Source organism: Agromyces sp. PvR057, assembly GCF_040547485.1.
GTDB lineage: Bacteria > Actinomycetota > Actinomycetes > Actinomycetales > Microbacteriaceae > Agromyces.
In genome coordinates, this window is the sequence record NZ_JBEPPT010000001.1 from 86277 (window position 1) to 97594 (window position 11318).

Consider the following 11318-nt stretch of genomic DNA (forward strand, 5'->3'; position numbering starts at 1 on the left):
TGTCGCGGACGATCTCGACGCTAGCCCTTCGGCGCCCGACCGCTGGCTAGGCTTGCTGCATGACGGATGCCGCAGCCACGCCCCCCGACGAGACGTACTCGTACCTCGGGCCGGCCGGCACCTTCACCGAGGCCGCGCTGAAGCAGGTGCCGGAGGCGGCCGGCAAGACGTGGCGGTCGGTCAACAACGTGGGCGAGGCCCTCGCGGATGTCACGAGCGGTCGCTCGGTCGCCGCGATGATCGCGATCGAGAACTCGATCGAGGGCGGCGTCTCGGCGACGCAGGACGCGCTCGCGACGGTGCCCGGCCTCCGCATCGTCGGCGAGGTGCTCGTGCCCGTGAACTTCGTGCTCGTCGCCCGCCCGGGCACGACGCTCGCCGACGTGCGCACGGTCAACGCGCATCCCGTGGCCTACGCGCAGTCGCGCGGCTGGCTCGAGCGGCACCTGCCGGAGCACGGGCACATCCCCGCCTCGAGCAACGTGCAGTCGGCGGCATCCCTCTTCGACCCGGACAACGCGGCCGATGCCGCGGTCGCCCCGCCCGGCATCACCGACCACCACGACGTCACCGTGCTCGCGCGCGACATCGGCGACAACCCCAACGCCGTGACCCGGTTCGTGCTCGTGTCGCGCTCGCGCGCCCTGCCCGAGCCGACCGGGGCCGACAAGACGAGCCTCATCGTCGAGCTGCCGAGCGATGAGCCCGGCGCGCTCCTCGCCATGCTCGAGCAGTTCTCGACGCGAGGCGTGAACCTCTCGCTGCTCGAGTCGCGTCCGATCGGCGACGCCCTCGGCCGCTACCGCTTCGTCGTCGACCTCGACGGACACGTCGCCGACGAGCGCGTCGCCGACGCCCTGCTCGGCCTGCGCCGCACGAGCCCCAACGTCATCTTCCTCGGCTCCTACCCCCGCGCCGACCAGCGCGAGATCGAGTACCACGCGAAGTACGATGACGAGATCTTCATCGAGGCGCGCGACTGGCTGCGCGGCCTGCTGAGCGGCGAGCCCGACTGAGCGGCCGTCCGAGACCGGGCCAGGCCACCGACACCGAAGGACACGCGATGAGCAACGAGGCCGCGCGGGGCATCGACCCGAGGTTCGATCCGAGGTTCCAACGCGGGTACACGCCGGATGCCGCGGCGACCGCCTCGCCTCAGGCGTCCGTCGCGGAGGCCGCCACCGAACCCGCACTCGCCGAACCCGCCGCCGGTCGGGCGTCGCAGCGTCGTGAGACCGGCATCCGTGCGGAACCGGCCGTCGGACGCGAGGTCCGACCTCCTGAGCGCGTCGTCAGGCCGGATCAGCTCGACGACGACCATGCCGCCGCACTGCTGGCCTACTTCGGCCCCCCGGCCGACCGCGCGGCGGCCCCAGACGCCGCCGAATCCGACGAGCCGCAGCATCGGGGCCGCATCGGGCCGTCGCCCGCACCCGCCGAACCTGCCGACTCCGGATTCGACCGCCGACATGGCGAGCACGTCGACGTCGACGCGGACTCCGAGAGCGAGTCGCCGTTCGTGCGGCATCCGTCGCTCGCATTCTGGGTCGCGCTCGCCGCGAGCATCGGGTTCGTCGTCGTGGGCGTCGTGGTCTCGTGGAACGTGAGCCTCGAGCAGATGCGCCCCACCGGTCGCATGAGCGGGGCCGAGACGCAGGCGTTCCTGAGCGCGCTCTCCGCGCTCGGCATGGGCCTCGTGCAGGCGGGGGCGCTCGGCACCGTCGTCGTGCTCGCGATCTGGGCCGTGCAGTCCGGGCGCCGGCGGCACTCGTGAGGCGCTCGTCGACGCTGCTCCGCACCCCCGCGGTGATCGCCCTCGCCGCCGTGTTCGTGCTCTCGCTCGTCGGGCTGCAGGGCCTCTCGCGCGTGATCGCCGAGGGGTACGACGCCCTGAACTCCTGGGGCGGCGAGGCCATGTCCGAGGCGGACATGCTCGCGATGAACGAGCACTGGGCGATGCTGGGTGCGCTCGGCCAGGCCAGCGGTGCGCTCGGCGTGCTGGCCGCGGCATCCGCATTGGCCCTCGTGTTCGTCTGGTGCTTCTGGCCGCGGGGTGCACGCCCGACCGAGGTGCCGACCGGCGTTCAGTCGAGCGAGGACACGCGCACGATGAGCGCGGCGGGGTCGACCGTGAACCTGGCCGAGACCACGGTGCCGAACTCGTCGCCGTCGATCTCGAACTCCTCGGCGCCCTCGCCGATCTCGATGTCGACCGAGCGACCGCGCGAGTAGACGATCTCGCGTCGGCGGCTGCCGCCCGTGAGGTCCATGATCTGGCGGCCGAGCGCCGACTTGCGCAGCACCGGGTTCTCCCATGTCACCTTGCGCCAGATGAAGATCCACTCGAGGAAGTTGCGCGGCTGCAGCACGGCCATGTCGAGGCGACCGTCGTCGAGCTGCGCGTCGGGGATCAGCTCGATGTTGCCCGGCAGGTAGCCGAGGTTCGCCACGAGGATCGTCGAGACCTTCGACCGGTGCAGCCGCCCGGCATCCGTTCGGTAGTAGGCGCGGTAGGGCTTGGATGCCGGCAGGGCGCGCAGCCCGGCGTCGACGTACGCGAGCCAGCCGACGCGCTTCTTCAGGTCGGGGTTCGTGCTCGAGATCATGGTGGCGTCGATGCCGATGCCGGCCATCACGAGCGACGTGTGGGTCTCGGTGTCGCCATCGGGTCGCGTGATATCGGCGACGACGACGTCGACGGCACGATCGAGGCCCGTGAAGGCGAGCACCGCCGCGGCGTGCATGTCGTTCACCGGGATGCCGACGTTGCGCGCGAACAGGTTGCCGGTGCCGATCGGCACGATGCCGAGCGGGATGCCGCTCTCGCGGAGCCCGGCCGAGACCGAGCGCACGGTGCCGTCGCCGCCCGCCGCGACGACGAGGTCGACCTTCGCCGCGCGCGCCTCGAGGGCCATGCCCTTGCCCGGGTCGTCGACGGTCGTCTCGATCCAGGTCGGCTCCGCGAAGCCGTGCTGTTCGGCGACCTCGACGATGGTCGTGCGCAGGGTCTCGACGCCCTGCTTGCTCGGGTTGAAGATCACGGCGACGCGCGGTCGGTCGCCTGCGGACTTCGCCGCCTTCCGCATCTCGCCCCGCGCCACGGTGCCAACGGTATTGCATGCGGGCGCCGCGGATAGACTTGCACGCGTGATCGACCCCGTGCTGCTTCGAGAGAACCCCGACCTGATCAAGCATTCGCAGGAGCTGCGTGGCGAGTCCGCGGCGCTCGTGGATGCCGCGGTCGACCTCGATGCGCACCGCCGCAAGGCGATCTCCGCCTACGAGACGCTCCGCGCCGAGCAGAACGCCTTCGGCAAGCAGGTCGCCAAGGCGCCGAAAGACGAGAAGGCCGCGCTCGTCGCGCAGGCCCAGGAGCTCGCCGCCAGGGTCAAGCACGCCCACGCCGAGACCGCCGTCGCCGAAGAGGCGTTCACCGAGGCCGTGCGGCGCATCGGCAACGTCGTCGTCGAGGGCGTGCCCGCCGGAGGCGAAGACGACTTCGTGCTGCTCCGCGAGGTCGGCGAGCGCCCGACGTTCGACTTCGAGCCGCGCGACCACCTCGAGATCGGCGAGCTCCTCGACGCCATCGACATGCAGCGCGGCGCCAAGGTCGCCGGCGCGCGGTTCCACTATCTCAAGGGCATCGGCGCGCGCCTCGAGCTCGCGATCATGAACATGGGCCTCGACCGGGCGCTCGCGGCGGGATTCACGCCGCTCATCACGCCCACGCTCGTGCGCCCCGAGATCATGCAGGGCACCGGGTTCCTCGGCGCCCACGCCGACGAGATCTACCACCTGCCCGCCGACGACCTCTACCTCACGGGCACGAGCGAGGTCGCGCTCGCCGGCTACCACGCCGACGAGATCATCGACGTGTCGAACGGGCCCATCCGCTACGCGGGCTGGTCGACGTGCTACCGCCGCGAGGCGGGCTCGGCCGGCCGCGACACCCGCGGCATCATCCGCGTGCACCAGTTCAACAAGCTCGAGATGTTCAGCTACATCGACCCCGCCGACGCCGAGGCCGAGCACGAGCGCCTGCTCGCCTGGCAGGAGGGCATGCTGCAGGACCTGGGCCTCAGCTACCGCGTCATCGACACCGCCGCAGGCGACCTCGGTTCGAGCGCCGCCCGCAAGTACGACGTCGAGGCGTGGGTGCCCACCCAGGGCGCGTACCGCGAGCTCACCTCCACGTCGAACTGCACGACCTTCCAGGCGCGTCGCCTCGACATCCGTCACCGCACCGAATCGGGCAAGACGGCGCCGGTCGCGACGCTCAACGGAACCCTGGCCACCACGCGCTGGATCGTCGCGATCCTCGAGACGCACCAGCAGGCCGACGGGTCGGTGCGCGTGCCGGAGGCGTTGCGCGGGTACCTCGGCGGCCTCGAGGTGCTCGAACCCGTCACGCGATGAGCGAGCGGATGCCGCGGGCCGACCTCGTGACCGACCCGTGGTTCGTGGCGCTCGACGTCGACGGCACGATCATGCACGAAGACGAGTCGATCGACCCCGCGGTCGCGTCGGCCGTGGCCTCCGCCCGCGATCGCGGACACGAGGTCACGATCGCGACCGGCCGCTCGTGGTCCGGCACCTCGCCCGTGCTCGAGACGCTCGGGCTCCGGCCCGAGTACGTGGTGTGCGCGAACGGCGCGGTCACGATGAAGCGCGACGACGCGGCATCCGACGGGTACGTGCGAACGCACATCGAGACGTTCGACCCGTCGGCGGCGCTCGAGCGCATCCGCTCGTTCCTCCCCGACGGCCGGTTCATGGTCGAGCTCCCCGACGGCGACCGCCTCTACACCGCCGGCATGGACACGTGGAACCTCGACTCCGCGCGCCAGGTCGAGTTCGAGGGCCTCTTCGTGCCGAGCGCGACGCGCGTCGTCGTCGTCTCGCCAGAGCACGGCACCGACGAGTTCATGGACATCGTCGCCGGCATGGGCCTGCACCAGGTCAGTTACGCCATCGGCTGGACCGCCTGGCTCGACATCGCACCCGACGGCGTGAGCAAGGCGACCGCGCTCGAACGCGTCCGCGGCTGGCAGGGGCACGACCTCGACCGGGTCATCGCCGTCGGCGACGGACGCAACGACATCGAGATGTTCGCCTGGGCCGGCGCCGCGGGCCGTGCCGTCGCAATGGGGCAGTCGCCCGACGAGGTCAAGGCCGCCGCGACCGAGGTCACGGGCGGCATCGACGAGGCCGGCCTCGCCGTGGTGCTCGACACGCTGCCCTAGACGACGCGGAACCCGTCGATCGCGCCGCCTCCTTCTGGTCACCGGCTCGCAGAGTTACACTCGGCACTGGTGGGGGAGGGGGCCTCTTGGGCGATCACGGCGAAGGGTCCGATGGCGCCGATCCGGGCGTCCCGGGGCTGCCGCCGGCGCGGCCGCTGAAGCCCGTACCGCCACGGCACGGGCGGATGCCCCGGCACAGCGGATGGATCTCGGGCGCCAAGCTCGTGGGGGCGATCGTGGCGATCGTCGCCGTGAGCGGCATCGCGGTGGCGGCCTTCGCCGCCGTCGACCTCGTCTCGACCGCGGTCGCGAAACCGGCGCTCACCCTCGCGAACGAGGAGCTCCTCGAGGGCGTGCCCGACATCGGGGCCATGGAGGGCGGGCTCAACTTCCTGCTGGTCGGCAGCGACAAGCGGCCGGCCGACGGCGCCTTCGGCGACCCCGAGGAGGACTCGGCGGTGCTGAACGACGTCACGATGCTCGTGCACATCTCGCAGGACCACTCGCACGTCGAGGTCGTCAGCTTTCCGAGGGACATGCTCGTCTCCGTGCCCGAGTGCCCCGATCCCGCGGATCCGTCCGGCGAGCCGCTGTCGGCGCTCTCCTCGGTCAAGATCAACACCGTGCTCTCGTACGGGGGGTTCGGCTGCGTCGCCGCCACCGTCGAGGAGCTCACGGGCATCACCATCCCCGTCGGCGGCATCGTGGAGTTCTACGGCGTCGCGGCGCTGGCCGAGGCCGTCGGCGGCGTGGAGGTCTGCGTGGCCGAGGCGATCTCCGACGACTACACCGGCACCTACCTCGACCCAGGGATGCACACCCTCACCGGCATGGCCGCATTGCAGTTCCTGCGCACGCGGCACGGCGTCGGCGACGGCAGCGACCTCGGGCGCATCTCGAACCAGCAGGTGTTCCTGTCCGCGCTCATGCGCACGCTCCAGTCATCGGGGACGCTGAACGACCCGGTGAAGCTCTTCGCGATCGCGAAGGCGATCCTCTCGAACATGACGCTCTCGTCGGCCCTGCAGAACCCCACGAGCCTGATCTCGATCGCCCGTGCGGTGCAGGACATCGATCTGTCGAAGATCGCGTTCGTGCAGTATCCGACCGTCTACACGGATGACTTCAGCGCCGTCGAGCCGTCGGCATCCGCCGACGCCGTGAACACCGCGCTGCAGACCGACCAGCCGATCGTGCTCGACCCTGCGGCGACCTCGGAGTCGGAGTTCGGCACGGCGACCGATCCCGGAGCGGTGCCGCCCGCCACCGAACAGGCGCCGGAGGGCGACGGCACCGAGGAGGCGCCGGCGACGACGCCGGGAACACTGCCCTCCGATGTCACGGGCCAGACCGCGGCCGAGGTGCGCTGCTCGAGCGCGAACGAGGGCTGATCGGGCGCGGCCGGTCGGCCGGATGCGCTCCGAGCCGGTCGCGGGCGGTGCTCGGCCACGCCGTCGTCCGAGCCCTCGTCCGGGCTGTCGTGCGCGCCCCGAGTGCGCCTCAGCACGTTCACAGGGTGCCCTGCGAGGCTTGCTGAGATGCGAGTCGGCTAGAATCGTGGCCTGTCCGCCCCGGAGGTCGTCCCATTTCTCCGATGCGGCAAGGAGGGCTGTCCGAGCGGCCGATGGAGCTGGTCTTGAAAACCAGTGGGCAGAAATGTCTCGTGGGTTCGAATCCCACGCCCTCCGCTCTCGCGCCGATGTCCCCCTGCCGCCCCGAACCGTTCGCCCGCCGAAACGACGATCCCGAGAGAGGTGACCGTGACAGACGACCGCCAGTACAGTTCCCGGAACGCAGCGAAGAACCCCGCCATCGCCCGTCACGGCCGGCTGAAGCCCCACAGCGTCTGGCGCTCGTTCGCCAAGGTCGTCGCCTCGGTCGCCGCGGTCGCCCTCGTCTCGGGCACCGCGGTCGCAGCCTATGCGGCATGGGATCTCGCGAGCACGGCGCAGCCGACCGTCACCCTCGGCAACGAGAAGGTGCTCGAGGGCGTGCCCGACGTCGGTGCCATGGAAGGCGGCATCAACCTCCTGGTGGTCGGCAGCGACAGCCGGGAGGGCCAGGGCGAGTGGTTCGGCGATCCCACCGAGGAGACCGCCGTGCTGAACGACGTCACGATGCTGATGCACATCTCCGAGGACCACACCAACGCGTCGGTCGTCAGCTTCCCGCGTGACATGCTCGTCGACGTTCCCGAGTGCACGGATCCCGAGGATCCCGCCGGAGACCCGCTCTCCGAGCTCAGCGACGTGAAGATCAACACGGTCCTCTCGCACGGCGGACTCGGATGCGTCGTGAAGACCGTCGAGAACCTCGTCGGCGTGACGGTCCCGTTCGCCGGCATCGTGCAGTTCATGGGCGTCGCAGGCCTGTCCGAGGCCGTCGGCGGCGTCGAGGTCTGCGTCGCGGACCCCATCGAGGACGAGTACACCGGCACCTTCCTCGACGCGGGCATGCACACGCTCTCCGGCGTGGACGCACTGCAGTTCCTGCGCACCAGGCACGGCGTCGGCGACGGCAGCGACCTCGCCCGGATCTCGAACCAGCAGGTCTTCCTCTCGTCGCTCGCGCGGACCCTGCAGTCCAACGGAACCCTGACCGACCCCACGAAGCTCTACGGCATCGCGAAGGCCGCGCTCGCGAACATGCAGCTGTCCGACAGCCTCATGGACCCGACCCGCATGATCTCGATCGCCAAGGCCCTCAAGGACACCGATCTGAACAAGATCGCGTTCATCCAGTACCCGACGGCGTATGTCGAAGGCGGCGGCGCCGTCGCCCCGACCGACTCGGCCGAGTACGTGAACACCGCCCTCCAGAACGACATGCCGGTGGTCTTCGATCCGGTCGCGCAGGAGTCGGCGTTCGCATCGGCCGGTGACCCGAACGCCGTCCCGCCCGCCGAGGGCACGGAGCCCGTCGCCGATCCCGCGACCGAGGAGACGACGGATGCCGCGGCGCCCGTCGATCCCGCCGCGCCCGCCCCGACGGCCGAGGCGCTCCCCGGCGACGTGTCCGGCCAGACCGCGGCCGAGACGCGCTGCTCCTCGGGTCGGTCCCTCGACGACCAGTAGTCGCGACCCCGTGGCGGGCGTCCGAGCGGCGGGAGATCGCCGAGGGGCCCCGAATCGTGTTTCGCGGCATCCGCGGGTTATGATGGCAGTCGCGCGCGTGCAAGCGTTCGCGAGGAGACGTCGCATAGTCCGGCCGAGTGCACCACCCTGCTAAGGTGGAGTCCCCGTAAGGGGACCAGGGGTTCAAATCCCCTCGTCTCCGCGCTCTGGGCTGTTGAGAGAATTCAGCCCTTTCGTGAGAAGAACTTGCTTCAAAAGAAGCCCCCGACGTAACGTCGGGGGCTTCTTTTGCTTCTGGCAAGGAGCTTCGAGGAACTTCTGTCGCCCTGAGGGTGAAGAAGCGAATGGATCGCGTGTTTCGGGGCCTTTCCGGCGCGCCAATGGGGCTCGTGATGCGGGATGCGAGGGAGCAATGGTCCGAGGTGAATCGGCCGGCCACGAGGTTTGCGGCGACGGTGGCGCCCACGCTGGTTCTCCTTACGCGTCGATGACGTCTTCAACCGCCAGCGTCGTCGACGTCGGGCGTCCGAGGCCCGAGCCAAGGAATCCGCCGCGCGCCGTGGGAGGCACGAGGAGTTCAGCAATGCGTGCGCGTTGTTAACTCGCCGCGGTTCGCCTGCGTGCCTCGCGCGTCGCCGCGCTGTACTGCTCGATGTCCTGGTTGAGGCGATGCAACAGGTCGGCGAACGTCGCGACGTCTTCGTCTGACCAGTCCGACAGGATGTCGTCGAGTGCGCGCACCGATCGCTCGCGCACCTCCGTGAGGCTCGTCAAGCCAGCCCCCGTCAGTGCGAACTTTCGTGCGATGCCGCCGTCGGGATCCGGGATGCGCTCGATGAGGCCCGCACGCATTGCGGCGCTGGTTTGGCGCTGCACGGTCGAGGTATCGAGGCGGAAGAACTCGCTCAATTCTCCGATGGACTTCGGACCTTCGGCGTGGATGCGGCTGAGCAGGAGGTATGCGCTGCGCTCGAGGCCGTCCGCGGATCGGTGCTGAGCGATGGTGTACCGGCTGTGCAGCATCTGCTCGTACTCGATGTCGGCGACGCGACGTTGCATGGCGTTCCTCCCTTGGGTGGTGCCGAGTCTAGCGGAAAGTGTATAGTGCATATGCACAGCACATATGCATGATGCATATCTGCTGCATGATGCATAATGCAAGAGTTGGAGAACGCATGACTTCGCCCAGGGCCGTGGCTCGACCGGGCCTCATCGTCGCCGTCCTCGCGTTCGCGGGCATTGCGTCGTCGATCACCCAGACGATGGTCACGCCCTTGATCGCGCAGTTCCCCGTCATCTTCGACACGCCGTCATCGAACACCGCATGGATCGTCACGGCCACGCTGCTGGCTGCGGCCGTCGCGGTGCCGATCTCCGGCCGGCTCGGTGACCTGTTCGGCAAGCGTCGGATGATGCTCCTGCTCGCGCTGCCGCTCATCGTCGGCGGCATCGTCTGCGCGATCGCGCCGTCGGTCGAGATCATGATCGTCGGGCGGGCACTGCAGGGCATCGGATCCGGCATGGTGCCGCTCGGCATCGCGCTGCTGCGCGACGTCGTGCCGAAGGAGAAGCTGTCGTCGGCCATCGCGACGGTGAGTGCCACGCTCGGCGTCGGCGGCGCGATCGGCATGCCGCTTTCAGCCGCCGTCGTGGAGTTCGCCGACTGGCGCGTCCTGTTCTGGGCCGGGTCGGGAGTGACGGTGCTCGCCGCGCTCGCGATCTGGTGGCTCGTGCCGGTGCTTCCGGCAGGCGCATCCGGGCAGCGGTTCGACGGCCTCGGCGCCGTCGGCCTCGCCGTCGGTCTCATCGCCCTCATCCTCGCGGTCTCGAAGGGCTCGGAATGGGGCTGGGCCTCGTGGCCGACCCTCGGCCTGCTCGGCCTCGCGGTCGTGGTGTTCGCGCTGTGGGGGCTGTGGGAGACGCGCACGAAGGATCCGCTCGTCGACCTGCGCACGACCGCCCGGCCTCGGGTGCTGCTGACGAACATCGCGTCGATCTTCGTCGGGTTCGGCATGTACGCGAGCATGCTCGTGATGCCGCAGCTGCTGCAGTTGCCGTCGTCGACCGGGTACGGCCTCGGCCAGTCGATCCTCGCGGCCGGTCTCTGGATGGCACCCGCCGGCCTCATGATGCTGCTGCTCTCGCCGATCGGCGGCCGCATCACCGACGCGCGCGGCCCCAAGTTCACCCTCGTGCTCGGCACGGTGATCCTCGCGGCCGGCTACGGTGTCGCGCTCGTCGGCATGGGGAGCACCTGGGGCCTGCTCGCCACCAGCCTCGTCATCAACGGCGGCGTCGCGTTCGCATACGGGGCCATGCCCGCGATCATCATGGGCGCGGTGCCGCGCAGCGAGACGGCCGCGGCGAACGGCTTCAACACGCTCATGCGCTCGCTCGGCACGACGATCGGCGCCGCGATCATCGGGGTCGTGCTCGCGCAGATGACCGTTCCCCTCAGTGGTGTCGCCGTGCCGTCGGAGGCCGGCTTCCGCACGGCGCTCCTGATCGGTGCCGGCGTCACGCTCATCGCAGCGCTCGTGGCGGCCTTCATCCCGAAGTCGAAGCCCACGTCCGAGCCGGCGGATGTGAAGGTGAATGCCTCGATCGACGCGGTGCCCGGAGTGCTTGTCGGCGCCGGCACGAACGTGTGAGAAGGGTGCCCGTCGTCCGGTAGGCACGAGAAACGTCATGTCGCGCCTCGGAATGCCAGTTGTGCGGCGGCGGGCAATTATCGGATCAGTCGCTTAGTTCCTGCGCTACCAAGGGTGAGTCAATACCCCTGCCTTCTGGCGCCAGAGTTCTTGAAGCACACTGTCGTTCGACCCGGGGGACGGACCCAGGGCCAACAAATTGAGCGAAGGTGCTCAATAGTGGTTGACAAGCGATGAATGGGCCTGACACACTCCTCCTGTGTTGCGTTGTGTGGCGACATCGTTCTGTTCAGCAGAACGTCGGTGATGCAGCAAATCGCCGTCCGCTCGACAAAGGAGTCCGAGTGCAA

9 protein-coding genes and 2 tRNA genes are annotated in these 11318 nt (G+C 69.7%); 9 read left to right on the forward strand and 2 right to left on the reverse strand.

Annotated features, from left to right (window positions below; translation table 11 throughout):
* Positions 1-59 precede the first annotated feature (59 nt).
* Together pheA and ABIC29_RS00390 are read left to right on the forward strand one after the other, a co-directional pair.
* Positions 60-1016, forward strand: a complete 957-nt coding sequence (gene pheA / locus ABIC29_RS00385) for a prephenate dehydratase (protein ID WP_116080388.1) — start codon at positions 60-62, stop codon at positions 1014-1016.
* Between the two features lie 47 nt (positions 1017-1063).
* Positions 1064-1774 (forward strand): hypothetical protein, encoded by a 711-nt coding sequence (locus ABIC29_RS00390; protein WP_354241708.1) that lies wholly within the window; start codon positions 1064-1066, stop codon positions 1772-1774.
* A gap of 310 nt (positions 1775-2084) precedes the next feature.
* Here ABIC29_RS00390 and ABIC29_RS00395 read toward each other — a convergent pair whose 3' ends face one another.
* Positions 2085-3101 (reverse strand): diacylglycerol/lipid kinase family protein, encoded by a 1017-nt coding sequence (locus ABIC29_RS00395; RefSeq protein WP_116080390.1) that lies wholly within the window; start codon positions 3099-3101, stop codon positions 2085-2087.
* 46 nt (positions 3102-3147) lie between these two features.
* On the opposite strand from ABIC29_RS00395, the gene serS reads away from it, so the two are divergent.
* From serS to ABIC29_RS00425, 6 genes are all read left to right on the forward strand, one after another.
* Positions 3148-4416 (forward strand): serine--tRNA ligase, encoded by a 1269-nt coding sequence (gene serS, locus ABIC29_RS00400; protein ID WP_116080391.1) that lies wholly within the window; start codon positions 3148-3150, stop codon positions 4414-4416.
* A complete protein-coding gene (locus ABIC29_RS00405) occupies positions 4413-5243 on the forward strand; it encodes an HAD family hydrolase (protein WP_116080392.1) in 831 nt (276 codons plus the stop codon). The genes serS and ABIC29_RS00405 overlap by 4 nt, the downstream gene beginning before the upstream one ends.
* A 185-nt stretch (positions 5244-5428) precedes the next feature.
* On the forward strand, positions 5429-6634 hold the full coding sequence (locus ABIC29_RS00410) for an LCP family protein (protein ID WP_116080393.1): 1206 nt from the start codon (positions 5429-5431) through the stop codon (positions 6632-6634).
* Positions 6635-6846: 212 nt separating this feature from the next.
* Positions 6847-6931 (forward strand) — tRNA-Ser (locus ABIC29_RS00415).
* A gap of 66 nt (positions 6932-6997) precedes the next feature.
* Positions 6998-8317 carry an LCP family protein gene (locus ABIC29_RS00420; RefSeq protein ID WP_354241714.1) on the forward strand — a complete coding sequence of 440 codons (1320 nt, stop codon included), beginning with the start codon at positions 6998-7000 and terminating at the stop codon, positions 8315-8317.
* A 113-nt stretch (positions 8318-8430) separates the two neighbouring features.
* Positions 8431-8519: transfer RNA gene (locus ABIC29_RS00425), tRNA-Ser, on the forward strand.
* A 395-nt stretch (positions 8520-8914) separates the two neighbouring features.
* Here the strand turns inward: ABIC29_RS00425 and ABIC29_RS00430 are convergent.
* Positions 8915-9340, reverse strand: a complete 426-nt coding sequence (locus ABIC29_RS00430) for a MarR family winged helix-turn-helix transcriptional regulator (protein WP_354241717.1) — start codon at positions 9338-9340, stop codon at positions 8915-8917.
* A gap of 152 nt (positions 9341-9492) precedes the next feature.
* Here ABIC29_RS00430 and ABIC29_RS00435 point away from each other — a divergent pair, with 152 nt between their 5' ends.
* A complete protein-coding gene (locus ABIC29_RS00435; RefSeq protein ID WP_354241720.1) occupies positions 9493-10968 on the forward strand; it encodes an MFS transporter in 1476 nt (491 codons plus the stop codon).
* Positions 10969-11318: the final 350 nt, after the last annotated feature.

Bases quoted from the DNA above. Each gene is read 5' to 3' on its own strand.
- ABIC29_RS00435 (WP_354241720.1), top strand. From the start codon at position 9,493: ATGACTTCGCCCAGGGCCGTGGCTCGACCGGGCCTCATCGTCGCCGTC.
- ABIC29_RS00390 (WP_354241708.1), top strand. From the start codon at position 1,064: ATGAGCAACGAGGCCGCGCGGGGCATCGACCCGAGGTTCGATCCGAGG.
- ABIC29_RS00430 (WP_354241717.1), bottom strand. From the start codon at position 9,340: ATGCTGCACAGCCGGTACACCATCGCTCAGCACCGATCCGCGGACGGC.
- pheA (WP_116080388.1), top strand. From the start codon at position 60: ATGACGGATGCCGCAGCCACGCCCCCCGACGAGACGTACTCGTACCTC.
- ABIC29_RS00410 (WP_116080393.1), top strand. From the start codon at position 5,429: ATGCCCCGGCACAGCGGATGGATCTCGGGCGCCAAGCTCGTGGGGGCG.
- ABIC29_RS00405 (WP_116080392.1), top strand. From the start codon at position 4,413: ATGAGCGAGCGGATGCCGCGGGCCGACCTCGTGACCGACCCGTGGTTC.